Raw genomic sequence first — 24,471 nt, forward strand, 5'->3', positions numbered from 1 at the left:
AGTCTGTTACCTGTCTTGCGGGCGGCGGCCGATGACGCCTAAACGGCGTTGGGTATCGGCCACGCTGACCCTTTCGTTAAGAAAAAAGCGGTGCAGCTCGGCCACCAGGGCGTCGCGTGCAGTTTCGTCGGTGGCCATGCGGTGCACCATGCTCGGCGCCTGCCCGGCCGCCGAGGTGGCGAACAGGGTCCAGGAAGCGCGCGCGCAGGCATCCATGGCGCCCAGGTCGGGGGCGCGCAAGACCGGCACCGAGCCCTTGACCCGGCTGTAGTCGCGCTGCATGGCCGGCTGCATGACCATGGCCGCCAGGGTTTCCTGGGCGGCGCGCTGGGCCGGGCGTTCGGCCAGCATGCTGAGCATGTCGATGTTATACAGGTGAAAGGCGGCCGTGCCCGGCACCGCGCCGCAGCCGAAATCGCGCTCGCTGTTCAATCCCATGGCGTTCAGCTCGCCCTTGGCCCAGTCGCCCATGACCAGCATGCCGGCGCTGCCGTCGGCCAGCTTGCGCGCTTCCTCGGCCCAGGTCAGCTCGCGGATGGGCGCGCCCATCCATTTCTTCAGGCCGCGCAGGCGGGCCAGGGCGCGTCCCAGGCGCGGATCGGTGAAGGCGGCTGGCTCGCGCTGCTGGAACAGCTGGCGGAAATACACCGCCCCGCCTTCGGCCAGCACCAGCGTTTCGAACAGGGTGGCGACCTGCCACGGCTCGCTGCTTTGCGCCAGCGGCGTCACGCCGGCGCGCGCGAGCACCTCGGCGGCCCGTTCGAACTCGGCCCAGGTGACGGGCGCGGCCAGGCCGTGGCGGGCGAACAGGGCGCGGTTGTGAAACAGGATATTGATACGGTGAATGCCGAGCGGGGCCGCCACCACATGCGGGCCGGGCCGGATCAGGGCCGCAACACCGGGCAACAATTGGCGATCCCAGTCGCCGCGCGCGGCCACCTGGTCGAGGTCGGCCAGCAAACCGAGGCGGGCCCAGTCGCGGATCACGATGCCGTTGAGCTGCGCGACTTCGGGCGCATCCTTGGCCAGCACCCGGCTGCGCAACACGATCCCGGCGCCGATGCCCGAGCCGCCCGGCACCATGGCGTCGCGCCACAGCACGTTTTGCTGGCCCAGGCGCTCGGCCAGCAGGTCGACCGCGCGCCGCTCGCTGGCCGACTGCCACCAGTGCAGCACTTGCAGCGATTCGCCGTGATCGGCATTGTTCGGCGCCTTGGGACCGGCCACCGCCAGTGACGCCACGGCCGGTAAAGCCGCGGCCAGTGACGGCACGGCCAGTAAAGGCACGGCAAGTAGGGGCACGGCCAGTACAGGCACGGCCAGCGCCAACAGCGCCATCAGGCGCTTGCCGCGCCGGTCCTTGCGGGCGCTTGTCTGCTGGGGCACGTTGTCCGTTGTCGCTTGCGCCTCTATCACGCTCTCCTGTTTGCGGGACAGTGTATAACGAAAATTCCACACGCAAAATGTAATTTTACTACAGCACTATGCAAAGTTCTTTTGCGAATTGTTTCGTTTTGTTGCAAGCGGCATGTGCCAGTCCAGCCTCCGATGACCCCTCCACGGCACAGTGACAGCGCGCTCTTGCGCACTGCCGGCCATTGTAAGTTTATGTTGCAAGCTCAGCCGCCTCAAATAAAGTTTTATCATACAAATCAGTCACTTGTAATATTACTCATAACCATATGCAAGAAGTGGCCGAAGCGGGCGACACGATGCTACTGTCGCCCACGTTGTCGCTTGAACACGCAGAACGGTGGCCTTGATGTCGACGAAACAGTGCCACAAGCGTGCTGAACAAGGTAGCGCCACCTCGCCACGCTACTTTACATACTAATAAGGAGACTAAATGAAACGTATTACCAAAAGCACATTAGCCACCGCATTGCTGCTCGCCTTCGCCAGCAGCGGCGCCATCGCGGGCGACCATGAGACCGAGGGATTCCATGGTTACCTGCGCGCCGGTGTGGGTTCGGCCAGCGAAGGCGGCTCGCAAAGCTGCTATGGCCTGGGCGGCATGACCATGTCTTATCGCCTCGGCAATGAGTGCGACAGCTTCACCGAATTCGGCTACACCCACGCCCTGGCCAAGTCGGCCAACGGCGCCACCTTTGTCGGTACTTTCTGGGTCGACGCCTACAAGAACAGCTCGGACTTCGGCGACGCCAAAATGGCCGTCTCGAAAGCCTATGTCGAAGCGAAAAACCTGCCATTCATGAATGGCGGCATTATCTGGGCCGGTAAGCGTCACTACTACCGTCCCGACATCCACATGCTGGACATGCAGTACATCAACATGAACGGCACCGGCGGCGGCGTCGACGGCTACCCGCTCGGCCCGGGCAAGATCAGCTACGCCGTGTTCAAGGATAACGACGACAACGTCTACTCCACCGATCCTTTGAGCGGCGTGCGCACCCTGCGCAGCACCAATTCCGCGCTGCGCCAGAACATCGTCTATGAAGGCTTGCCGGTCAATACCGACGGCACCCTGGACGTCGCGGTCAGCCTGATCCATGCCCAGAACGACAACAACAACGTCAAGACCCACGACGGCTACCAGGTCTCGCTGTTCCACCGCCAGGCCAAGTTCCTGGGCGGCGGCAATACCTTCGGCGTGCAATACGGCGTCGGTCCCGGCACCGGCATCAACGGTCCTTGCTGCGCGCGTATCGGCCCGTCGGGCAGCACCCTGCTCGGTTCGGACGTGACGCGCGTGCGCGTGTTCGACGATATCGTGATCCAGCCAACCCGCGACTTCAGCATGGAATTCGTGGCCCTGTACCAGCGCGACAAGTCGGACCTGGGCGGCAGCAGCACCTGGACCACCGTCGGCGCGCGCCCTGTGTACGCCCTGGCCGAAAACTTCAAGATGCAAGCCGAACTGGGTGTAACGCGCCTGAAAGACAAGGCCAATCCGTCGGCCCAGCGCCTGACCAAGCTGACCATCGCCCCGACCATCACCCTGGGCCGCGACTACTATGCGCGTCCCGAACTGCGCGCCTTTGTCAGCTACGGCAAATGGAACGACGCCGCCAAGGGCGCCGTGAACGCCTTCAACAATGGCGGCCCGGTGTATGGCGACAAAACCAGCGGCACCTCGTACGGCGTGCACCTGGAAGCGTGGTGGTAACAGCAGCAATGAGGTAGCAAGGGTGCGCGGTGAACGCCGCGCCCTCTTGCCAACGCAATCAAACTCGCAGTCAAATCAAAAAATCGTTGGAGACGAACCAGATGAAAATCAAACAAATCAAATTCTTCCTGGCCGCGGCCGGCCTGGTCACCCTCGCTGGCGTGGCACAAGCGGCGCCGCAAGTCGAAGTGCTGCACTACTGGACCTCCGGTGGCGAAGCCAAGTCGATCGCCGAACTGAAGAAAATGATGGAAGCCAAAGGCGTCGTCTGGAAAGACTTCGCGGTCGCTGGCGGCGCCGGCGAAAACGCCACCACCGCGCTGAAAGCGCGCGTGATCGCCAACAGCCCGCCAACCGCAGCCCAGATCAAGGGCCCCGCCATCCAGGAATGGGGCAATGAAGGCGTGCTGGCCAATATCGACAGCGCCGCCACCGCCGGCAAATGGGACAGCCTGCTGCCACCGGTCATCTCCAACGTGATGAAATACAAGGGCCACTACGTCGCCGCGCCGGTCAACGTGCACCGCGTCAACTGGCTCTGGATCAACCCAGCGGTACTGGCCAAGGCCGGCGCCAAGACCCCGACCAACTTCGACGAATTCTTCGCCGCCGCCGACAAGATCAAGAAAGCCGGCCTGGTAGCAGTCGCCCACGGCGGCCAGCCGTGGCAGGACACGACCATCTTTGAAACGGTGGTCCTGGGCGTCGGCGGCGCCGACTTCTACAACAAGTCGCTGGTCAAGCTCGACCAGGCCAGCCTGACCGGCCCGACCATGATCAAGTCCTTCGAAACCCTGGCCAAGATCAAGACCTACATCGACAAGGATGCCGCCGGACGCGACTGGAACCTGGCCACCGCCATGGTCATCAACGGCAAGGCCGGCATGCAATTCATGGGCGACTGGGCCAAGGGCGAATTTACCGCCGCCGGCAAGGTCGCGGGCAAGGATTTCCTGTGCGTGGCAGCGCCTGGCACCGAGAAATCGTTCACTTTCAACATCGATTCGCTGGCCATGTTCACGGTCAAGAATCCGGAAGAGCAGAAAGCCCAGCTGACCCTGGCGTCGGCCGTGATGAGCCCGGAATTCCAGGAAGTCTTCAACCTGAACAAGGGTTCGATCCCGGCGCGCGCCAACATCGCCCGCACCAAGTTCGACAGCTGCGCCACCAAGTCGATGGATGACATGGCTACCAGCAACAAGGGCAACGCCCTGCTGCCAAGCCTGGCCCACGGCATGGCGCTCGATTCGGCCAAGGCCGGCGCGATCCAGGACGTGATCGCCAAGTTCATGAACTCGACCATGACCCCGCAGGCAGCGGTGCAGGCACTGGCCAAAGCGGCAAAAACGCAATAAGCCTCTCGTAGTACCCCCGCGCGGTCCACGGCCGCGCGCGTACCTGCCAGGCCGGCATCTGCATTGACGCAGGCACGACGCCGGCCTGCACCCGTCTTTTGGAGATCTAATTCATGTCCGCTTCCTCCCTGACTTCCAGTCCGGGGCCGCAGGCGCGCACGCGCGCCCCCGCGGTTCCCTCGCGCTGGGCCGCCCGCATCGACGCCTGGATGGCGCGCCTGATGCTCGCGCCCACCATCCTGATGTCGCTGGTGTTCGTGTACGGCTTCATCGTGCTCACCGCATTTTTGTCGCTGACCGAATCGCGCATGATGCCGCGCTTCGAGTACGCCGGCTTCGGCCAGTACACCACATTGTTCGGCCTGGACCGCTGGTGGACCGCCGCCGCCAACCTGGGCATCTTCGGCGGCCTGTTCATCCTGCTATGCCTGGCGATCGGCCTGACCATCGCCATCTTGCTCGACCAGCGCATCCGCGCCGAAGGCGCCCTGCGCGCCATCTACCTGTATCCGATGGCGCTGTCGTTCATCGTGACCGGCGCGGCCTGGAAATGGATTCTCAACCCCGGCCTCGGGCTGGAAAAAATGCTGCACGACTGGGGCTTCGTCAACGCCAGGGTCGACTGGCTGGTCGACTCCGACATGGCGATCTACACGGTCGTCATCGCCGGCGTGTGGCAGTCGTCGGGCTTCGTGATGGCGCTGTTCCTGGCCGGCCTGCGCGGGGTGGACGACGCCATCATCAAGGCCGCCATGGTCGATGGCGCCAGCCTGCCCACGATCTACCTGCGCATCGTCATTCCCGCGCTGCGGCCGGTGTTCTTCAGCGTGCTGCTGGTGCTCTCGCACATCGCCATCAAGAGTTTTGACCTGGTCATGGCGCTGACTGCGGGCGGGCCGGGCACCTCGTCCGACGTGCCGGCCATTTTCATGTACCAGTTCTCGTTCACGCGCGGCCAGCTGGGCCTGGGCGCGGCGTCGGCCATGATGATGCTCGCCACCGTGCTGGCAGTGCTGGTGCCGCTCATGTACCTCGAAACCAAAGGAGCGCGCCATGGTCGCTGAACAACCCCGCCTCACCCCCGGACGCATCTTCATTTACGTGCTGCTCGCGCTGGTGGCGCTGTACTACCTGGCGCCCCTGTACGTGATGCTGACCACCTCGTTCAAGTCGCTCGAACAGATCCGCACCGGCACCATCCTCGACTTGCCGCTGCAGCCGACCACCGAAGCCTGGTCGCGCGCCTGGAGCGGCGCCTGCACCGGCGTGCGCTGCGAAGGCCTGGCGCCCTACTTCTGGAACTCGGTCAGCATGACCATTCCGGCGGTGCTCATTTCGAGCCTGATCGGGTCGATCAACGGCTACGTGCTGGCGCACTGGCGCTTTCGCGGTTCGAACGTGGTGTTCACCGCCCTCATGGTCGGCTGCTTCATCCCGTTCCAGGTGGTGATTCTGCCGATGGCGCGCCTGCTCGGCATGTTCGGGCTGGCCAACACCACGACCGGCCTGATCATCGTCCACATCATCTACGGGGTGGCGTTTACCACGCTGTTCTTCCGTAACTACTACGTCACGGTGCCGGAAGAACTGGTGAACGCGGCGCGCATCGACGGCGCCGGCTTCTTTACCATCTACCGCCGCGTGATCTTCCCGCTGTCGCTGCCGATCTTCATGGTGTGCTTCATCTGGCAGTTCACCCAGATCTGGAACGACTTCCTGTTCGGCGTGGTGTTCGGCGGCGCCGATGCGCAGCCGGTCACGGTGGCACTGAATAACCTGGTCAACACATCGACCGGGGTAACCGAATACAACGTCAACATGGCTGCGGCCATCATCGCCGCTTTGCCGACCCTGGGACTGTACCTGGTGGCCGGTAAATACTTCGTGCGCGGGCTGACCGCCGGCGCGGTCAAGGGCTGATTTCAACTCATTCAAGGCAGGAGAAACACAACGATGGCCAGTTTATCGATCCGCAATGTGCGCAAGGTGTACCCGAACGGCGCTGAAATCTTAAAAGGCATCAACCTCGAGATCGAGGATGGACAATTCCTGATCCTGGTCGGCGGCTCCGGCTGCGGCAAGTCGACCTTGCTGAACATGATCGCCGGCCTGGAGACGGTGTCCGAAGGCGAAATCCTGATCGGCGACCGGGTCGTCAACGACGTGCCGCCGAAGTCGCGCGACATCGCCATGGTGTTCCAGTCGTACGCGCTGTACCCGACCATGACGGTACGCGAGAACATCTCGTTCGGCCTGGGCATCCGCAAGGTGCCCAAGGCGGAACAGGAAAAGATCGTGGCGAGGGTGGCCGAAACCTTGCAGATGACCCATCTGCTCGACCGCAAGCCGGCCTTGCTGTCGGGCGGCCAGCGCCAGCGCGTGGCCATGGGCCGGGCGATTGCGCGCGACCCGTCGCTGTTTTTGTTCGACGAACCGCTCTCGAACCTGGACGCCAAGCTGCGCGTGGAGATGCGCGCCGAGATCAAACTGATGCACCAGCGTCTGGGCACGACGATTGTCTACGTTACCCACGACCAGATCGAAGCGATGACCCTGGGCGACAAGATCGCCGTCATGCGCGACGGCGTGGTGCAGCAGTACGGCAGCCCGCAAGAAATCTACGACCGCCCGGACAATCTGTACGTGGCCGGCTTTATCGGTTCGCCGTCGATGAATTTCTTGAAAGGCAAACTGGTGCAGCACGGCGGCGGCACCGCCTTCACGCTCGACGTCGATGGCGACATCGCCCTGCTGCCGCTGCCGGCCGGCGGCACGGAATACGGCGCCTTGCACGGGCGTGAAGTCATCCTCGGAATCCGCCCGGAGCACGTCACCGACGCCCTGAGCGCGCGCCAGTCGCATGCGCACGAAGGGTACGAACCGACCGAAGTGACCTGCCTGGTCGAAATGACCGAGCCGACCGGTCCCGATACGCTGGTCTTCACCTGGGTTGGCGGCGTGCGCGCCACCTGCCGCACCCACCCGCGCGCGCACGCCATGCCGGGCGAACGCATCAACCTGGCCTTCGACCTGTCCAGGGCGATCCTGTTCGATCCGGTGACGGAACAACGGATGGGGGCATAAAGGCTTCCTTTTAAGAGGCTTGAGCGAACTTTAGGCGATAATAGCGACTCGCGCCGGCACGGCGTCCGATCCGCGTGTTTTTCTGTCGATTTTCAGCCAATAAGTTTCTGCTCATTTATGCAACAACCCGCACCCACCGAACGTCCCCCGGTCGCCCTCGTGACCGGCGCCGGACGCCGCATCGGCCGCGCCATCGCGCTCGGCCTGGCGCGCGCCGGCTGGGACGTAGCGCTGCACTACCGCGCTTCGCAAGTCGACGCGCGCGCGGTGGCCGACGCGATCGAAGCGCTGGGCCGCCGCGCCGCCCTGCTGCAATGCGACCTGGCCGACGAAGCCGGCGTGCGCGCCCTGGTGGGCCGCGCGGCCGCCGCACTGGGGCCGGTCGGCTGCGTCGTCAACAACGCCTCGCAATTCGATTTCGACAGCGCGGCCGACTTTTCGCCGGCGCTGCTGGCCCAGCACATGCAGGCCAACGTGGCCGCGCCCATCCTGCTGGCCCAGGCCCTGCACGCGGCCACGCCAAGCGGCGAGCAGGCGGTCGTGATCAACCTGCTCGACCAGAAGCTGTACAACCTCAATCCCGATTTTTTGTCGTACACCCTGTCCAAAGCCGCCCTGCACACCGCCACCAGCCTGCTCGCGCAAGCGCTCGCGCCCACGGTGCGCGTGGTCGGCGTGGCGCCCGGGATCACCATGGTGTCGGGCGAGCAGACCGAGGCGAGCTTCGAACAAGCCCACCGCAATACGCCGCTCGGGCAATCGAGCACGCCCGACGACATCGTGGCGGCCGTGTGCTACCTGGCCGGCGCGCGTGCGATTACCGGCACCACCCTGGTGGTCGACGGCGGCCAGCACCTGGTGCCGCTGGCGCGCGACGTGATGTTCCTTACCAAATAAAACAACCTGAAAGACTCCCTATGCTGTCCGCCCTGACCCACCCCAAGCTGAGCGCCTGCCGCCGCCTGTTCCTGCGCAATTACGAAGTGATGATCAACATCGGCGTGCACGACTTCGAAAAGAAGGGCGAGCAGCGCGTCCTGATCAACGTCGACCTGTACATCCCGCTGGCGCTGTCCACGCCCAGGGACGACCAGTTACAGGAAGTGGTCGACTACGACTTCATGCGCGAAACCATTGCGCGCCGCATGGCGCAAGGCCACGTGCATCTGCAAGAGACCCTGTGCGACGACGTGGTACGCTCGATGCTGGCGCACCCGAACGTGCGCGCGGTGCGGGTGTCGACCATGAAGCCGGATGTGTATCCGGACTGCGAAGGCGTGGGCGTCGAAGTATTCCAGATCAAGGAAGAAGCATGAGCGAAGCGGACGTGATCGAGCGCAGCGAGCTCAGCGGTGACAAGCTGGCCCACGAAAACCACAAGCTGCACAAGCGCCTGTGCCGCCTGGTCGGCCAGGCCATCGGCGACTTCAATATGATCGAAGACGGCGACAAGGTGATGGTGTGCCTGTCGGGCGGCAAGGACAGCTACGCGCTGCTCGATATCCTGTTGACCCTGCGCGAGCGCGCGCCGATCCACTTCGAGATCATCGCCGTCAACCTGGACCAGAAGCAGCCGAACTTCCCGGCCGATATCCTGCCGGCGTACCTGACCAAATTGGGCGTGCCCTTCCACATCGAGAACCAGGACACCTACAGCATCGTCAAGCGCCTGATCCCGGAAGGGAAAACCACCTGCTCGCTGTGCTCGCGGCTGCGGCGCGGGATCCTGTACCGGGTGGCCGATGAACTCGGGTGCAACAAGATCGCGCTGGGCCACCACCGCGACGACATCCTCGAGACCTTCTTCCTGAATATGTTCTTCGGCGGGAAACTCAAGGGCATGCCTGCAAAATTAGTGTCCGACGACGGCAAGCACATGGTGATCCGCCCGATGGCGTACGTGAAGGAGGCCGATTCGGAGCGCTACGCCGAGGTCAAGCAGTTCCCGATCATCCCGTGCGACCTGTGCGGCTCGCAAGAGAATTTGCAGCGCAAGCAGATCAAGAATTTGATGCGCGAATGGGAGAAAAAACATCCGGGCCGGGTCGAGAGCATTTTCTCGTCGCTGTCCACAGTCGTGCCATCGCACCTGATGGACCAGGATCTGTTCGGGTTCAAGGATATCAAGGCCGATGGCGTGGCCAGCCCGCTGGGCGATATCGCGTTTGACGAGGAACCGTGTTCGACGCCGGTGATGGGGACGATTCCGTTGCAGCCGATGTGAGGCTGGCGGTTTTTGACCGAAAAGCCCGCTGATGCGGGCTTTTTTACGTCCGCAGGTGTGAGGGGTATGATCTATTCACGAATCTATTCACTGAGCGCCGGTGAGATGGTCAGAAATGAACATATTGAGAAGTTGAGACTGCTATTGTCGCGCGGGCCGGCCAAGGCATCCGCGATCATGGATGCGCTGGTCATCAGTCAGTCGACTTTGTCGCGCCTGTGGCAAAGCATTCCCGATGGCGTCGTGCTGGGTGCAGGCAAGACGCGCCAATACGCTTTGCAACGCCAGGTGCCAGGGGCCAGGGCCCCGTTACCCCTGTTTTGCGTATCGGACGACGCAACGGTGACTGTCACCGGCAACCTGGCTCCGCTCGAGGGCGGATTTTACGTGCTCGCTCATGCAAACGCGAGAGCCTACCGACTGTACCAAGGCATCCCCTGGTTTCTCAGCGACTTGCGGCCGCACGGTTTTCTGGGGCGCTTCGAGCCGCGCAGACATCGCGACCTCGGGCTGCCGGACGATATCCGCACGTGGACCGATGAGCATGTGCTCCAGTACCTGGCGCGGCGCAGCGAAAACGCGGCTGGCAACCTCATTCTCGGCAATGAATCGTACGGGCGGTATGTGCTCGACCGAAGCAGGCGGTGCGAGTCGCTCATCCCGCGGGCCAGACGCGCCGAACTGTATCCGGTGATGGCCCGACAGGTGATGCAGGGCGAGCCGCCGGGTTCCTCAGCAGGAGGGGAACAGCCCAAATTTACCGCGATGGTCGAACGCAGCGCGGGTGACCTGATCGAACATGTGATGGTGAAGTTCTCGCCACCCACCAGCACGCCGGGTGGGCGTCGCTGGGGCGATTTACTGGTGTGCGAACATCTGGCGCTGGCAGTCCTCGCGCGCAACGGCATCGCTGCCGCGACCACGTCGATTCTTGAGAGCGGGGACCGGGTATTTCTGGAAGTGGTGCGCGTCGACAGGGTGGGACTCGAAGGACGCCGGCCAATGGCGACGTTTGAAGCATTCGACGGCGAGTTGGGCATGCTCGATCAACGCTGGACCGCAGTCGCGCACGAAATGGAACGCATGGGCAAGCTCACGGAGGACGATGTCGCAACAGTGGCGATCCTCGATCTGTACGGCGCGCTGATCGGCAATACGGACCGGCATCACGGGAACATCGCGCTGACGTGGACAGCGGACGGCAAGCGCCGCCTGGTCGAGGCCTATGACATGCTTCCAATGCTGTACAGGCCCACTGCGCACGGTGAAGTCATCGAGCAGGAATGGGTACCGCATCTGACCGCCCGCCTCGATTTACACCACTTTGACGCTTGCTGCCGCATGGCGCTCGCATTTTGGGAGGATGTCATGGTTGATCCCCGCATTTCGCGGGAGTTCAAGATGGACGTCGCTCGCCTGCATATGAACGCGCTACACCACCTTGCTCCCGGCACCGCGACACACGCGAGCCCCCAGACGGAAAAGGGCGCATAGAAATATGCGCCCTTTCGGAAAAAGTGCTTTTAGGCACCAAGTGCAAACAAGTGCTTTTCGACACCAAAGAACTTCAAATCAAATTTTACGCCGTTTTCAGCGTACGAAATCTTTTACGGCGCCACCGCCGTGCGCATCACCGGATACAGATTCAGGCGCTCGTCATACGAAGAATGCCGCTTGGCGAAGAATGCCAGGCGCGCATCCGCATCCTTGGCGAAGGCCGGATCGCTGTCCACCTTCGCCTTGAACGCCGCCGCCAGCGCCGGATCGGCCGCCATCATCTCGCGCGCGACATCTTCGGCCACATAATCCTCCATGTATTCCTTGCGCTCGAACGCGGTGTTGAACATCCCCCACTGCAGCAGCGAATCCGGGCCGGCCGGCTCGAACAAAGCGATCACCAGGCGCGCCTTGGCCTGCGCCACTGGCACGAACAGCGCGCCCTTCCCGATCGCGCGCGGCTCCGCCTTCCACGCCCCCTGCAAGGTCACGCGCTGGTGCGATTCGAGCGAGCCGGGTGCGTACGTCACTTTCTCGGCGCGGAAGGTCTCGACCTCGGCCCTGGCCTGCTGCGCGCCCAAGGTGCGGTAGCTGATGCCGTGCTGGCCCAGTTTGCGCGCCACCATGGCCGCATGCGCGGCCGGCACGATGTAGCCGGCCTTGGGCGCGCTCACCATCACGTCCGGCAGCACTTCGTCACGCAGCGGCACGGTCCATATCTGCGGACGGGTTTCGTCGTAACGCGTCATCAGGGCGCCCGAGACGTCCGATTGGGTGCGCGTGTAGGCGTAACCCCGGAAGTCGATCATGCGCTTTTTGTCGGTCGGCTTGTAGGTCAGGGGCAGCTCGGTGCCGCCCAGGCGCGCCGCGCGCGCATCGGCTTCGCGCGCCACCGTTTGCCATGCCTTGCCGTGCTGCGCCACCTGCTCGAGCACAGACACCACCGAGTTGCGGGTGATGCGCACGCGGGTCGGATAATCCTTCCACGCATGGGTCTCGACCAGCACGCCGAGCCGGTTGCGCAAGGCGAAATAGCCGGTCGAAAAACGCGGGTCCGACACGCCATCGGCAAAACCCGACGCCGGATTGTCTTCTTCGGCGAACGACATGTAGAACGGCTGCGGCATCGAACCGAGCTTGGTGATATCGGCCAGCACGCCGCTGCGCAGCGCCAGCCCGGCCTGGCGGAAGTCCACATCGGCCGAATGCACCGGTTCGACCTGGATCGAGATGTCGTGTTCGAACTTGGCGCCGTTGGTCACGTGCAGGTCGACGTAGACCAGCGGGTCCCACGCGTTCACCAGCGCCAGCATCGATTGCATCTCGATCGAGTCGGCCTTGGCATAGTCGCGGTTCAGGTTGAAGTTCTGGGCCGTGGTGCGCCAGCCCATTTCGGCCGGGCCGCGCTGGTTCGGCCGGTTCCACGCCTTGAAGCGCTCATGCCCGTCGACGTTGAAGACCGGGACGAACAGCAGCACCTGCTTGTCGAGCGCGCCAAGCGCGGCGCGCCCTTCGAGCACTTCGCGCAGCGCCAGGAAGCCGGCGTCCTTGCCGTCGATCTCGCCGGCGTGGATGCCGCCCTGGACCAGCACCACCGGCAGCGCGCGCGCCGCCGCCGCCTGCGGGCTCATGGCGCCGGTGCGCGTGACCACCAGCGCCTGCATCGGCCGCCCTTCCGGCGTGCGTCCGAATTCGATGCACTTGACATGCTTCGGATACGCTTTCTGGAACGCGGCGCACAGGGCGATGACTTCGTCGTAGCGGCCGGTTTTCTGGAACTGCGAGCGCTCGGCGACGGTGGTCAGGTCGGGAGCGGCGTGGGCGAAGGGAATGGCGGACAGCAGGGCAAGCAGCAGCGCAGAACGGATCATCGGTAAAGCTCCGGCAAAGTTGTCAATACAGGGCGCACGGTGCGCGCGAACCGGAAATTATAGTCGGCTTTGCGCACCCCGGTATCGGCAAGCTGCTGTGCTTAGGTCTCCGCGAAATACGGCCGCTCGGAGGCAAACAGCATGCGCGTGACCGCCTTGCGCCACTCGGCCGGCGCCTTCTGGCCCAGCAGCACCAGCGCGGCACTCCAGGCGTGCAGGCGCATCTCGGGGTCGGCCGTGTCGAGCAGGCGGTCGGCCGCGAGCGGATCCTTGCCTGCGGCGATACGGTCGAAGAAGGCCAGCATGCGCTCCTGGTCCGCGCCGGAGGCAACGCGCGTCGCGCCGCGCCAGGGCGCCGCGTCGTAGCCATGGCGGGTCGCCAGCGCCAGCCCGGTCCAGATGGTGGCGCTGTCCTGGCCTTGCGCGAACGGCAGCGCCATGGCACGCTTGATCATGGCGGCATTGGCGCCGTCCGAGGCCCCCGCCAGCCGCAGCACGTGCGCGGCGCGCCCCGGTTCCGCTCCCGCCTCCCGGGTGGCGTCGTCGAGGTCCCCAATCGCCAGCGACTGGTAGATGTTGATCCGCCCTTGCGGCGTCGGGGCCTCTGCGATCGTCAGCAGGCGCTTCAAGTGGCGCGACTTCGCCGCCAGCGCGCCGAGGCCCTCGAGAGACGAATCCGGCGCCAGCATGCGCCGCACCCGCGCCAGGCTCATGCCGGCATCGTCGGCCATGGCGGGCGTGCCGCGCACCAGTTGCTCGAGCGCCGGCACCGCAGCGGCGTAATCGCCGGCCTGCATCTTGTCGTAGGCGATCCAGCGCGCCAGCCACAGGTTGTCCGGCCAGTGCGCGCGCGCCTCGGCCATCCGGGTCGCGACACCGGCGTCGTCGCCACGGCAGCGCAACGCGAGGTAGGCCAGGTCACCGTCCTCGGGCCGCGCCGCCGCCTGGGCGGCGAGTTCCCCGCACAGCGCCGGCTTGCGCGCGGCGCTGGTGCGGTCCATCTCGACGCGGCGCAGCATCACGTCGCGCGGCGCCGCGCGCAGCCGCTCCTGGAGCACGGCGGCGAACTGCGGGAGCTGTCCGGCCATGCCAAGCCAGGTTTCGGCGTCCGCCGTGGCGGTGCTGTCCCAGCGCGCATGCACCAGGGCCAGGCTCATGGCCTGCGCCGCATCCGCCAGCGCCGACAACTGCACTTGCGGCGTGGCGTCGCCCATGCCGTTCAACACGCTGCGGTAGCCGCCCTCCCTGCCGGAGATGCCCATGGGCGGTTGCTCGAACAACAGATTGGCCTTGCTCTCGATCCAGCGCGGCGTGCCAAGCATCTTTTGCGGCACCGGGTCGACCGGGCCGTAGGCGACCGTCCACTCCACTAGCGGCGCGGCCGAGGCCACGTTGTAGACCGGATGCGCGCGCGGTTTTGAAACCGCGTCGAACGCTTCGATCAGGCGAGCGTCTTCGCTGCGCGCCTCCACATGGTGCTTGCCCAGCACCGGCACGCTGAACGCCATATGCGCGTGGGCGGCCACGTTCTGCTGCCTGCCGTCGATGTTCACCCGCACCGGCATGCCAAGGCCGTTGTAGACCATGATCACCGGATCGCTGGCGAACACCGACACGCCGCCGGCGCCAAACTTGCCGGCGCTGAGCGCGGCAATGACAATGGTCCCCGCCACCAGCAGGCGCGCGGCGGCCGGCGCCCGGCCGTCGGCCAGCTGGAAACGCGCCCACCAGCCGAGCTGTTGCTGGCGCTGGCGTTCGCCGCCGGCCAGCAGCACCGGATACGACGACGGCACGCGCGAGCACTCCGGGGCGCTACGCATCCCTTCGCCGATGCGCGAGCAGCGCGCGATCTTCGCTTCGGTGGCCAGCAACTCGTCGAGGGCGGCGCCGCGCAAGGCATCGAGCCGGCCGGACAGGGACGTGACCAGCGGCGCGGCCTCGCGCATCCATGCGTTGATATTGCCTTCGTAAGCAAACTCCATGGGGAACTGGCCCAGCGCCGCGCGCCAGCCGGACGCCATGCCAAGCTGCTCGATGAGGCGGGGCGACAGGTGCACCGAGCCGGCTTCGCGGTAAAGCTGGGCCATCACGTTATACAGTTCATTGGCCTCGCCGACCACGCGCGTGATGCCGTCGGCATTCACGCGGCGCACTGCGGTGATGATCGCCACCGCGTTCTCGAGCATCCCTTGCGCGTCGCGCAGGGCGGCCAGGCGGTGTTCGGCGTAGTGCACCAGCGCCAGCAGGCCGTCCAGATAAGCATCCCAGCCGCGCCCGAGCTGGTGCCCCATGTTCTGGTGCCAGCTGCGGCACAGCCAGTCGTGCTGGTGCAAGCGCGCGGCGATCCTGGCGCTGTCTTCCCGCACCCGCGCCAGCGCGGCCGGCAGCTGCGCCATGCCGAATTTTTCGCCGCGCACGTGCAGCACGCTGCCGGCCGCGGTCAAGGTGCCGGCGATCAGGGCCTCGAGCTGGGCGCGTTCGTTTTCCAGGGTGCGCAGCAGTTCGATATCGGCCGCCAGCGCGGCCGGGTACAGCGTCTCCAGCAGCTCCTGCCTGGCCTGGTAGTGGCCCGCGCGCAGTACGCTCAGATCAGGCGCATGACGGGTCAGCGCGCGGCCAAAATAGATGCCGCGATAGCGTGCGTCGAACTGCTCGCGCTCGAAAGGCTGCGCCAGCGCCCGCAGCGACTGGTCCAGGTCGACCGCGACGCTGTCGCCCTCGCCGCGCAGAGAGGTGGTCACCGCCGTGCGCAGCGAGGCGGTGTGGTCGAAGACCGACCAGGCGCTGACCGGATCGGGCGGCGCGGCCACGTAAATGCGCTTGGCGTTGTCTTCGCGTTCGTGATTGAGCGGGTGGGTCAGCCACATCTTGGGGCGCTGGGCCAGGCCGGCCTTGAAAATGCGGTGCTGGTCGCGGCCTTGCCCGGGCAAGGGCGGGACGTCGGCGTAGGTGGGGTCGTTGAGAATGCCGCTCATCAGCCGCAGCATCTCGGTCTGGAGCGAGAACACGTCGCGCGTGGCGCGCCCCTGCGCATGTTCGCTGGCGAGGAAGGCGAGCGCGCGCGTCCACGCGTCGTCGGCCCCGCGGGTGCGGTGCAGCGCGTGGATCAGGGCGTCGCTGCCAGTCAGCGACACGGCCACCAGGTCGGCCTGCATTTCCATCTCGCGCGAAAGGGCGCGCTGCATCGCCACCACCAGGCGGAACACCGATTCGACCAGCGAGCGGATCGACCAGATGATCAGCTGCAGCGGGCCGACCAGAAAGACCAGGCGGGCATCGATCCTGCAGACCCCCTCCAGGAAGGCATCGAGTTTGTCGCGCTGCGTGACCATGTGGCTGGCGATCTGCTGGGCCACATAGACCCAGCTGCCGACCGCCATCGAACGCTGCGCGAAATGGCCGAATTCGTGGGCCAGCACGGCGCGCAATTCGCCGCGCGAGAGCGCGTTGACCAGCGGCAGGCCGATCTCGAGATTTTTCCGCGACGGGAAAAACAGCTTGTACAGCGACAGGTCGTAGAACACGGCGGCGTTCACCCGGGCCGACAGGAATACCTTGTGCGGACGCGGCGCGCGGGCGGCGTCGGCCAGCTCGAACAGATAGGCGAACAGGCGTGGCTGGTCCTGTTCGGTCACTTCGAGCAGGCCCTCGTAGCCGGCATGGCGTACCGAGAACATCGCCTTGATCATCAACGCGCCGATGAACAGCGAGCAGGCGGCCATGAAGTAGGAAAAGCTGCCGAGGTCGCTGCCGGCGCCGTCGACGAACACTTGCCAGGCGGTGTACACGAACCAGCCGGCCAGCCCGCAGTACATGGCGACGAACAGCAGCAGGCAGGCCACCGCAAGGCGCACGCTGTTCTTGTAGGCGGCGCTGGGCGCGGTCAGGCGCGCGGCCAAGTCGGGCGGGATGGCGTTGATCGGGGCGTTAATGGGGTTCTCCAGGCACTGAGGATGCTGCACAACATGCAATTTTAAGGCACAAGCCGTGGTGAAAATTCTCTGGTTGCAATATATATGCACAAAAAGCAACGCCAAGCGTGCAGAGGCTTGGCGTTTTCTTTGTTAATCTGACCATATTGCCGGCGACCGCTGGCGTTCAAGGGAAAAAGCGATGACGACCGAACTGATGATCCTGGGCTGGACCCTGGTGCTGGCGCTGGTGCAGATCATGGCGACCGGGGCCTTCCGCAACAAGGAGAGCGGGGTGAAGTACAACATGAGCGCGCGCGACACGCCGGCGCCGCCGCCGGGCGTGGTGACGGCGCGCTTGCAGCGGGCGCAGGCCAATCTGTTCGAGACCCTGCCGCTGTTCGCGGCCGCCGTGCTGATCGCGCATGTGGGCGGGCGCGAAGGCGACCTGACCTTGTGGGGGGCGTGGCTTTACCTGATCGCGCGCGTGGTGTACGTGCCGCTGTACGCGGCGGGTATTCCGGTGGTGCGTTCGATTGTGTGGTCGGTGTCGCTGGTGGGACTTGGGATGGTGCTGGCGGCGATCTTGCTGCCGTAGGAACCGGCGCGGTCTGATACCGCCACACTACGCGCCGTCGCCCCCGCGCAGGCGGGGGCCCAAGTCTATTCCGCAGCCGGTGACTAAACCACAAACTTGGGCCCCCGTCTGCGCGGGGGCGACGGTTAGGACGCTATCGCTACGCGATTGCGTAGCCGATGCGCCGCTCACCTTTGTCATCCCAAGTCCATCGTGTACTCAAGTTCATAGTAATGCTTGCTGTCGACGATATCGAGCTTGAACTTGCCCTGGATGCCGGTCAGTCCTTCCGTTCCCGACCCCGGCACGATGCTGATCGACAGGTGGCTGGCGCCCTGGTGCATGGTGCCCGCGTGCTGCAAGGCGAAGCTGCCGCTCATGCCGTCGAGGGTGCCGGTCACGTGTTCGATGGCCACGTAGCCCGCCGACCCGCCTGCCGGATTGCCGGCCGAGAGCATCTCGCCCTGGCCGATGCCGATCAAGTCGCCGCTGTAGTATTTATCGATCAGCATACGCCCGAGCGAGACGCGCCCGGCGCCCTCCCCCGATGGCGGCGCCTGCATGGTGATCTCGAAAGTGCCCTTGGCGGTAATGAACATGGTGGTCTGCCCCGGTCGATTGCGATGCCTATATCATAACCCGAGACGAAAAAATGGCCCGCTTGAGAGCGGGCCATTCATCTGACACTGCGCGGTCTACGCGACCCGGTCTTACGCGACCCGATGGATCTGGATCACCCCGTCCGGCGAGGCTGGCTTGCCGAAAGCCGCCAGCAGCGCGGCTTCCTTCTCCTTGGCCGCCTTCAGGTGACGTTCCTTCACATGCCCATATCCGCGAATATCTTCAGGGATGCTGGCAATGGCCACCGCTTGCGACAGGGTCTCGGCCTTGAGCTTCGGCAGCAGCGAACCGACCGTCGTGCGGTACTCGGCGATCAGCGCGCGTTCCATCTTGCGCTCGGCCGTGTAGCCGAAGATGTCGAGCGCGCCGCCACGCAGGCCCTTCATCTTCGCCATCAGGCCGAACGCCTTCATCATCCACGGACCGAATTCCTGCTTGATCAACTGGCCCTTGGAGTCGTGCTTGGCGAACAGCGGCGGCGCCAGGTGGAACTTGAGCTTGATGTCGCCCTCGAACATGCCCGCGATCTTCTCCTGGAAGGCGCCGTTGGTGTACAGGCGCGCGACTTCATACTCGTCCTTGTACGCCATCAGCTTGTAGAAGTAGCGCGCGACCGCTTCGGTCAGGCGCGTGCCCTTGCCCAGCTTCGCTTCCTCGGCGCGCACCTGGTCCACGAACGCCTTGTACTGGTTGGCGTAGGCGACGTCCTGGTAAGCGGTCAGCAGATCGATGCGCTTGTTGATGATCTCGTCCAGGCTTTGCGTGCGCTTGAACTCAATCACCTTGGCCGGCGTGGTCATCTTCACCAGCGACTGCAAATCGTGCGCCGCCGTGCGGCCCCACGTAAAGGCGCTCTTGTTAAAGCCCACCGATACGTTGTTCAGTTCAATCGCCTTCAGGATCGACGCTTCGGTCAAGGGCACCTGGCCTTTTTGCCACGCGTAGCCGAGCATGAACATATTGGTGGCGATCGAGTCGCCCATCAGCGCGGTGGCGATCTGGCCGGCGTCGACAAAGTCGACGCGCTCGGCGCCGCAGGCCTTGACGATTTCGGCTTGCGAGGACGCACCCGGGAACTGCCAGTCGGGATTCTTCACAAAAGCCGCCGTGGACGAACCGGTCGAATTGATCGCAGCGTAGGTGCGGCCTTCGCCCATGCGCGAGAGGGCGTCGCGGCTGGCCGTGACGATCAGGTCGCAGCCGATCACCAGGTCGGCGCTGCCGGTGCCCACGCGGGTCGAATGCAGGTCGGCCTGCTTGTCGGCCAGGCGCACGTGCGACATCACCGGGCCGCCCTTCTGGGCCAGTCCGCTCATGTCGAGCACAATGGCGCCCTTGCCTTCGACGTGGGCCGCCATCGCCAGGATCTGGCCGACGGTGACCACGCCGGTGCCGCCGATCCCGGTAATGAGGATGCCGTACGGCGCGGCCGTGCTCTTGAGCACAGGCGTCGGCAGCTGCGGCGGGGACGCGTCGCCGGTGGCGGCTTTCTTCGGTTTCTTAAGCGATCCGCCTTCGACCGTGACAAAACTCGGGCAGAAACCGGTCACGCACGAGAAGTCCTTGTTGCACGACGACTGGTTGATCTGGCGCTTGCGCCCCAGTTCCGTTTCCAGCGGTTCGACCGACAGGCAGTTCGACTGCACCGAGCAGTCGCCGCAGCCTTCGCACACTGCCTCGTTGATGACGGCGCGCTTGGCTGGATCCGGATACTCGTTGCGTTTCCGGCGACGCCGTTTTTCGGATGCACAGGTCTGGTCGTAGATCATGGCCGACACGCCTGGTTTTTCGCGCAGTTCGCGCTGCACGTCCATCAATTCGCTGCGGTGGCGCACGGTCACGCCTTCGGCCCACTTGTAATCAAGCGGGTATTTTTCGGGTTCGTCGGTGACGACGATGATCGGACCGACGCCTTCGGCCGCGATCTGGCGGCTGATCATGCCCGGATCGAGCGGGCCGTCGAATTCCTGGCCGCCGGTCATGGCAACGGCGTCGTTGAACAGGATCTTGTAGGTGATGTTGACCTTGGCCGACACCGCCGCGCGGATCGCCAGGATCCCCGAGTGGAAGTAAGTGCCGTCACCGAGGTTGGTGAAGACGTGCTTCTCGTTGGTGAACGGCGCCTGGCCGACCCAGGTCACGCCTTCGGCGCCCATGTGGGTGAAGGTCGAGGTTTCGCGGTCCATCCACAGCACCATGTAGTGGCAGCCGATGCCGGCCAGCGCGCGCGAGCCTTCCGGCACCTTGGTCGACGAATTGTGCGGGCAGCCGGAGCAGAAGTACGGGGTGCGGTCGGTGTCGGGATTGGGCTTGGTGCTGACGTTTTTCAGTACCAGCTCTTTCGCTTCCAGGTAGGCGATGCGCTCTTTCACGCGCTGCAGGGCCGGATGGCCGGCGCAGTAGTGCGAGATGCGGCTGGCGATCGCGCGCGCGATCTGGGCCGGGTTGAGCTCATAGGTGGCCGGCAGCAGCCAGTCGCCGTGGCCGGTGCCGCCCTTGTTCGACCATTCGCCGGTGTCGTCGAATTTGCCGACCACGCGCGGACGCTGGCCGTCCGGCAGGTTGTACAGTTCTTCCTTGAGCGCGTACTCCAAAATCTGGCGCTTTTCCTCGACCACCAGGATTTCGTCGAGGCCCTTGGCGAATTCGTGCACGCCTTCCGCTTCGAGCGGCCAGGTCATGCCGATTTTATACAGGCGGATGCCGATGTCGGCGGCGGCCTGCTCGTCGATGCCCAGGTCGGCCAGCGCCTGGCGCGTGTCCAGATACGATTTACCGGCGGTGATGATGCCGATCTTCGGTTTCGGGCTGTCCCAGATGATCTTATTGAGCTTGTTGACGCGCGCGTAAGCCAGGGCCGCGTACCATTTGAAGCTGTTCATCCGCACTTCCATATCGAGCACGGTGTCGGGCCAGCGGATATTCAGGCCGCCTTCCGGCAGCACGAAGTCGGTCGGCAGCGTGATCTGCACGCGGTCCGGGTCGAAGTCGACCACGGCGCCCGATTCGATGATATCGGTGACGCACTTCATCGATACCCACAAGCCGGTGTAACGGCTCATGGCCCAGGCGTGCAGGCCGTAGTCGATGTATTCCTGCACCGACGCCGGGTACAGCACCGGAATGCCGCAGGCGTTCAAAATATGGTCGGACTGGTGCGCGGTGGACGAGGACTTGGCCGCGTGGTCGTCGCCGGCCAGCACCAGCACGCCGCCATGGCGGGCAGAGCCGGCGTTGTTGGCGTGCTTGAAGACGTCGCCGCAGCGGTCCACGCCGGGGCCTTTGCCGTACCACATCGAGAACACGCCGTCGTACTTGGCGTCCTTGAACAGGTTCGTTTGCTGGGTGCCCCAGACGGCGGTGGCGGCCAGGTCTTCGTTCATCCCCGGATGGAACTTGACGTGGTGGGCGTCGAGGTGCTTCTTGGCCTTGACCGCGGTCATGTCGACCGAGGTGACCGGCGAGCCGCGGTAGCCGGTGATGTAGCCGGCGGTGTTCAGCCCGGCCTTGAGGTCGCGTTCGCGCTGCATCATCGGCAGGCGGATCAGCGCCTGGGTGCCGGTCATGAAGGCGCGGCCGCGCTCCAGCGTCCATTTGTCGTCGAGCGAAATCTCGTGCGACGGCTCGGCATCGAGGTGAGCCCGGTCTAGTGGTGCGTTCATTGTCTTTGTCTCCGTATGTTCTTGTGCATTGCTGCGCGCACCGTCTTGGCGGTGCGCTTGTACCCTGCTTACGCCACGGTCGTATCTTGCAGCACGCCGCGCTTGATCTGGTCGAGTTCAATCGACTCGAACAGTGCGCGGAAATTGCCTTCGCCGAAACCCTGGTCGCCCTTGCGCTGGATGATTTCGAAGAAGATCGGGCCGATCACGGTCTGCGTGAAAATCTGCAGCAGCAGTTCGCGTTCGGTCTCGCTGCTGTGGCCATCGACGAGGATGCGCAGGCGGCGCAGTTCGTCGAGGTTTTCGCCATGGCCCGGCAGGCGGCGGTTGATCAGCTCATAGTAGGTTTCGATCGTATCCTGGAACACGATGCCGGTGTCGCGCATGCCCTGGATCGAGTGATAGATATCGTCGGTGCCCAGTGCAATGTGCTGGATGCCTTCGCCGTGGTAGGCGTCGAGGTATTCGGCGATCTGCGACTTGTCGTCCGACGATTCGTTGATCGGAATGCGGATTTTGCCGCACGGGGATGTCATCGCCTTCGATTTGAGGCCGGTCAGCTTGCCTTCGATGTCGAAGTAGCGCACTTCGCGGAAGTTGAACAGGTTCTCGTAGAACTCGGCCCATTCCTTCATGCGGCCGCGGTGCACGTTGTGGGTCAGGTGATCGATGTAGGTCAGGCCGTTGCCGACCGGGTTGGCCACGGCGCCCGGGATGGCGACGAAGTCGACGTCATAGATGCTGATGTCGCCGATGGTGCCGGGCGCCGAACCGGCGTTGGCGCCCTTGCCGCGCCAGCGGTCGACGAAATACAGGAGCGAATCGCCCACGCCCTTGATGGCGGGGATGTTCAGTTCCATCGGGCCGGTCTTGTTGTCGAAACCCCAGGCGCCCAGTTCGAGCGCGCGGCGGTAGGCCATGGCGGCGTCGTCGACGCGGATCGCGATGGCGCAGACCGACGGGCCGTGGGTGCGCGCAAAACGTTGGGCGAACGAGTCTTTTTCGGCGTTGATGATGAAGTTAATCTCGCCCTGGCGATACAAGGTCACGTCCTTGTGGCGGTGGCGTGCGATGGCGGTGAAGCCCATCTGCTCGAACAGCGCGCCGAGCGCTTTCGGATCCGGCGCCGCGTACTCGACAAATTCGAATCCATCGGTCCCCATCGGGTTTTCCCAAGGCGTAAATTGCATGACAGTCTCCTATTTTAATAGGGCACAGTATAGTCCCGCGACACAGGCATTAAATTTCAAACACTGCCCCACGGCCAGCAATTTGAGCAATAATATTGCGTTGAAATGCGGCTTTCGGAGGAAATATGCCAAAAATTGTGCTCGATAAAACAGATCGGAAGATTCTGGCGATCTTGCAGGCGGACGGACGCCTGTCGAACCAGGACGTGGCCGACCGGGTCAGCCTGTCGCCCTCTCCCTGCCTGCGCCGCATCAAGCGGCTCGAAGAGGCGGGCGTGATCCGCCAGTATGTGGCGCTGCTCGATCCGGCCCAGATCGGGCTCGGTTTGCTGGCGTATGTGAACGTGCGCCTGGAAAAGCACAGCGAGGCGTCCAGCAACGCGGCCGGGGCGCGCCGCGCCACCAGCTCGCCGCACGCCGATTTTGCGCTGTCGGTCGAGCACTGGCCGGAAGTGGTGGCCTGCTATGCGATGACGGGGGAGATGGATTACCTGCTGCGCGTGCACGTGGAAGACATGGACCACTTTTCGCGCTTCATGATGCAGACCTTGCTCAGCCACCCGGCGGTGGCCGACGTCAAGTCGAGCTTCGCGCTGCAGCGGATCAAGGATACGACCGCGCTGCCGCTGGTGTAAGCGCTTCTCTGTGAACGACTACTTTTTAGGCACGAAGAACTTGACGGCGGCGCGGGTGTTGGCCTTGAGGGTGTAGTCGATGGTGGCGAACTGCTCGTCGATGGCTTCGCGCAGCATGCTGGCCGGGTCGGGCGGCAACAGGCGCAGGTAGGCGTCGGCTTCACCGTAATCGCGCTGGATCTCCATGCCGGCCTTTTTGGCGATGTGCATCATGGTCTGGTTGGACGAGAGGCAGTGCATATACAAGGTGTCGACATCGAGGTTGCGGCAGCGGATGGCGGCGCGTTCGAACAGTTTGGAGCCGATCCCCAGGCCGCGCGCGGAGGCCGACACCGAGACCCCGAATTCGGCCACGATGTCCTTGGTGGTGCTGGAGAGGGCGTGGGTCGAGGCTTGCTTGGGCGCGAACGCCAGGTGGCCGACCGCGACCAGCTTGAATACCGGGTTGTAGACGCCGTACACGGTGTCGTGCGAAAAGTCGATCTTGCCGACGTAGGTTTCGACCAGTTCGTCCGGCAGCCTGGTGCCGAAGCGCAGCAAGCGGTCACTATCGTCGAGCGCGAGGAAATGCTTGAGCACGCGGCGGCGGTCGCGTTCGTGGAGCTGCTTGACCAGCACCTTGCGCCGGGTTTTGCTGCTCTTGCGGTTGCCGAGCCAGCTGCTGAAGGGGTTTGTGAACATGAGCCGGACTCCGTGACGTCTATTGTGCAGCGC

General features: G+C 64.4%; 18 protein-coding genes. 11 read left to right on the plus strand and 7 right to left on the minus strand.

From position 1 onward, the window contains the following. Positions 1 to 6: 6 nt before the first annotated feature. Positions 7 to 1,386 carry an ABC transporter substrate-binding protein gene (locus F2P46_RS16955; RefSeq protein ID WP_368737922.1) on the minus strand — a complete coding sequence of 460 codons (1,380 nt, stop codon included), beginning with the start codon at positions 1,384 to 1,386 and terminating at the stop codon, positions 7 to 9. Positions 1,387 to 1,846: 460 nt separating this feature from the next. Here F2P46_RS16955 and F2P46_RS16960 point away from each other — a divergent pair, with 460 nt between their 5' ends. From F2P46_RS16960 to yjjJ, 9 genes are all read left to right on the plus strand, one after another. Then, entirely contained in the window at positions 1,847 to 3,130 is a 1,284-nt protein-coding gene (locus F2P46_RS16960) for a carbohydrate porin (protein WP_166891904.1), read from the plus strand. 101 nt (positions 3,131 to 3,231) lie between these two features. After that, a complete protein-coding gene (locus F2P46_RS16965) occupies positions 3,232 to 4,485 on the plus strand; it encodes an ABC transporter substrate-binding protein (RefSeq protein ID WP_166891906.1) in 1,254 nt (417 codons plus the stop codon). A gap of 209 nt (positions 4,486 to 4,694) precedes the next feature. Beyond that, on the plus strand, positions 4,695 to 5,549 hold the full coding sequence (locus F2P46_RS16970) for a carbohydrate ABC transporter permease (RefSeq protein ID WP_229509331.1): 855 nt from the start codon (positions 4,695 to 4,697) through the stop codon (positions 5,547 to 5,549). After that, entirely contained in the window at positions 5,539 to 6,405 is an 867-nt protein-coding gene (locus F2P46_RS16975; protein ID WP_166891912.1) for a carbohydrate ABC transporter permease, read from the plus strand. The genes F2P46_RS16970 and F2P46_RS16975 overlap by 11 nt, the downstream gene beginning before the upstream one ends. 33 nt (positions 6,406 to 6,438) lie before the next feature. Next, positions 6,439 to 7,569 (plus strand): ABC transporter ATP-binding protein, encoded by a 1,131-nt coding sequence (locus F2P46_RS16980; RefSeq protein ID WP_166891915.1) that lies wholly within the window; start codon positions 6,439 to 6,441, stop codon positions 7,567 to 7,569. A 117-nt stretch (positions 7,570 to 7,686) separates the two neighbouring features. Continuing rightward, complete coding sequence (locus F2P46_RS16985; protein WP_166891918.1) at positions 7,687 to 8,466, plus strand: SDR family oxidoreductase; 780 nt, start codon at positions 7,687 to 7,689, stop codon at positions 8,464 to 8,466. A gap of 20 nt (positions 8,467 to 8,486) precedes the next feature. Then, positions 8,487 to 8,885 (plus strand): dihydroneopterin aldolase, encoded by a 399-nt coding sequence (locus F2P46_RS16990; protein ID WP_166891920.1) that lies wholly within the window; start codon positions 8,487 to 8,489, stop codon positions 8,883 to 8,885. Then, on the plus strand, positions 8,882 to 9,793 hold the full coding sequence (gene ttcA / locus F2P46_RS16995; protein WP_166891922.1) for a tRNA 2-thiocytidine(32) synthetase TtcA: 912 nt from the start codon (positions 8,882 to 8,884) through the stop codon (positions 9,791 to 9,793). Before F2P46_RS16990 ends, ttcA begins: the two co-directional genes overlap by 4 nt. 66 nt (positions 9,794 to 9,859) lie before the next feature. Beyond that, entirely contained in the window at positions 9,860 to 11,287 is a 1,428-nt protein-coding gene (gene yjjJ / locus F2P46_RS17000; protein ID WP_166891924.1) for a type II toxin-antitoxin system HipA family toxin YjjJ, read from the plus strand. A gap of 113 nt (positions 11,288 to 11,400) precedes the next feature. Here the strand turns inward: yjjJ and F2P46_RS17005 are convergent, their stop codons facing one another. Together F2P46_RS17005 and F2P46_RS17010 are read right to left on the minus strand one after the other, a co-directional pair. Next, positions 11,401 to 13,161, minus strand: a complete 1,761-nt coding sequence (locus F2P46_RS17005) for a M14 family metallopeptidase (RefSeq protein ID WP_166891926.1) — start codon at positions 13,159 to 13,161, stop codon at positions 11,401 to 11,403. A gap of 101 nt (positions 13,162 to 13,262) precedes the next feature. Next, entirely contained in the window at positions 13,263 to 17,123 is a 3,861-nt protein-coding gene (locus F2P46_RS17010; protein WP_166891928.1) for a M48 family metallopeptidase, read from the minus strand. A 151-nt stretch (positions 17,124 to 17,274) separates the two neighbouring features. Here F2P46_RS17010 and F2P46_RS17015 point away from each other — a divergent pair, with 151 nt between their 5' ends. Beyond that, positions 17,275 to 17,670: an MAPEG family protein gene (locus F2P46_RS17015; RefSeq protein WP_166891930.1), complete on the plus strand. Its 396-nt coding sequence runs from the start codon at positions 17,275 to 17,277 to the stop codon at positions 17,668 to 17,670. Positions 17,671 to 17,846: 176 nt separating this feature from the next. Here the strand turns inward: F2P46_RS17015 and F2P46_RS17020 are convergent, their stop codons facing one another. From F2P46_RS17020 to hppD, 3 genes are all read right to left on the minus strand, one after another. Beyond that, positions 17,847 to 18,248, minus strand: coding sequence for a DUF3224 domain-containing protein (locus F2P46_RS17020; protein WP_166891932.1), 402 nt, complete (start codon positions 18,246 to 18,248; stop codon positions 17,847 to 17,849). Positions 18,249 to 18,359: 111 nt separating this feature from the next. After that, on the minus strand, positions 18,360 to 21,932 hold the full coding sequence (locus tag F2P46_RS17025; protein ID WP_166891934.1) for an indolepyruvate ferredoxin oxidoreductase family protein: 3,573 nt from the start codon (positions 21,930 to 21,932) through the stop codon (positions 18,360 to 18,362). A 68-nt stretch (positions 21,933 to 22,000) separates the two neighbouring features. Next, positions 22,001 to 23,122 carry a 4-hydroxyphenylpyruvate dioxygenase gene (hppD, locus tag F2P46_RS17030; RefSeq protein WP_166891937.1) on the minus strand — a complete coding sequence of 374 codons (1,122 nt, stop codon included), beginning with the start codon at positions 23,120 to 23,122 and terminating at the stop codon, positions 22,001 to 22,003. A gap of 125 nt (positions 23,123 to 23,247) precedes the next feature. Between hppD and F2P46_RS17035 the strand changes: the two genes are divergently transcribed. Then, positions 23,248 to 23,757 carry an Lrp/AsnC family transcriptional regulator gene (locus F2P46_RS17035; protein WP_099873715.1) on the plus strand — a complete coding sequence of 170 codons (510 nt, stop codon included), beginning with the start codon at positions 23,248 to 23,250 and terminating at the stop codon, positions 23,755 to 23,757. 18 nt (positions 23,758 to 23,775) lie between these two features. On the opposite strand, the gene F2P46_RS17040 is transcribed toward F2P46_RS17035, so the two are convergent. Beyond that, positions 23,776 to 24,438: a GNAT family N-acetyltransferase gene (locus tag F2P46_RS17040; RefSeq protein WP_166891940.1), complete on the minus strand. Its 663-nt coding sequence runs from the start codon at positions 24,436 to 24,438 to the stop codon at positions 23,776 to 23,778. Positions 24,439 to 24,471: the final 33 nt, after the last annotated feature.

Source organism: Massilia sp. CCM 8734, assembly GCF_011682155.1.
GTDB lineage: Bacteria > Pseudomonadota > Gammaproteobacteria > Burkholderiales > Burkholderiaceae_D > Telluria_A > Telluria_A rubra.

What these genes read in the sequence shown, in the direction of transcription:
- F2P46_RS16960 (WP_166891904.1), top strand. Translation starts at nt 1,847, where the DNA reads ATGAAACGTATTACCAAAAGCACATTAGCCACCGCATTGCTGCTCGCC.
- F2P46_RS16965 (WP_166891906.1), top strand. Translation starts at nt 3,232, where the DNA reads ATGAAAATCAAACAAATCAAATTCTTCCTGGCCGCGGCCGGCCTGGTC.
- F2P46_RS16970 (WP_229509331.1), top strand. Translation starts at nt 4,695, where the DNA reads ATGGCGCGCCTGATGCTCGCGCCCACCATCCTGATGTCGCTGGTGTTC.
- F2P46_RS16975 (WP_166891912.1), top strand. Translation starts at nt 5,539, where the DNA reads ATGGTCGCTGAACAACCCCGCCTCACCCCCGGACGCATCTTCATTTAC.
- F2P46_RS16980 (WP_166891915.1), top strand. Translation starts at nt 6,439, where the DNA reads ATGGCCAGTTTATCGATCCGCAATGTGCGCAAGGTGTACCCGAACGGC.
- F2P46_RS16985 (WP_166891918.1), top strand. Translation starts at nt 7,687, where the DNA reads ATGCAACAACCCGCACCCACCGAACGTCCCCCGGTCGCCCTCGTGACC.
- F2P46_RS16990 (WP_166891920.1), top strand. Translation starts at nt 8,487, where the DNA reads ATGCTGTCCGCCCTGACCCACCCCAAGCTGAGCGCCTGCCGCCGCCTG.
- ttcA (WP_166891922.1), top strand. Translation starts at nt 8,882, where the DNA reads ATGAGCGAAGCGGACGTGATCGAGCGCAGCGAGCTCAGCGGTGACAAG.
- yjjJ (WP_166891924.1), top strand. Translation starts at nt 9,860, where the DNA reads ATGATCTATTCACGAATCTATTCACTGAGCGCCGGTGAGATGGTCAGA.
- F2P46_RS17005 (WP_166891926.1), bottom strand. Translation starts at nt 13,161, where the DNA reads ATGATCCGTTCTGCGCTGCTGCTTGCCCTGCTGTCCGCCATTCCCTTC.
- F2P46_RS17015 (WP_166891930.1), top strand. Translation starts at nt 17,275, where the DNA reads ATGACGACCGAACTGATGATCCTGGGCTGGACCCTGGTGCTGGCGCTG.
- F2P46_RS17020 (WP_166891932.1), bottom strand. Translation starts at nt 18,248, where the DNA reads ATGTTCATTACCGCCAAGGGCACTTTCGAGATCACCATGCAGGCGCCG.
- F2P46_RS17025 (WP_166891934.1), bottom strand. Translation starts at nt 21,932, where the DNA reads ATGAACGCACCACTAGACCGGGCTCACCTCGATGCCGAGCCGTCGCAC.
- hppD (WP_166891937.1), bottom strand. Translation starts at nt 23,122, where the DNA reads ATGCAATTTACGCCTTGGGAAAACCCGATGGGGACCGATGGATTCGAA.
- F2P46_RS17035 (WP_099873715.1), top strand. Translation starts at nt 23,248, where the DNA reads ATGCCAAAAATTGTGCTCGATAAAACAGATCGGAAGATTCTGGCGATC.
- F2P46_RS17040 (WP_166891940.1), bottom strand. Translation starts at nt 24,438, where the DNA reads ATGTTCACAAACCCCTTCAGCAGCTGGCTCGGCAACCGCAAGAGCAGC.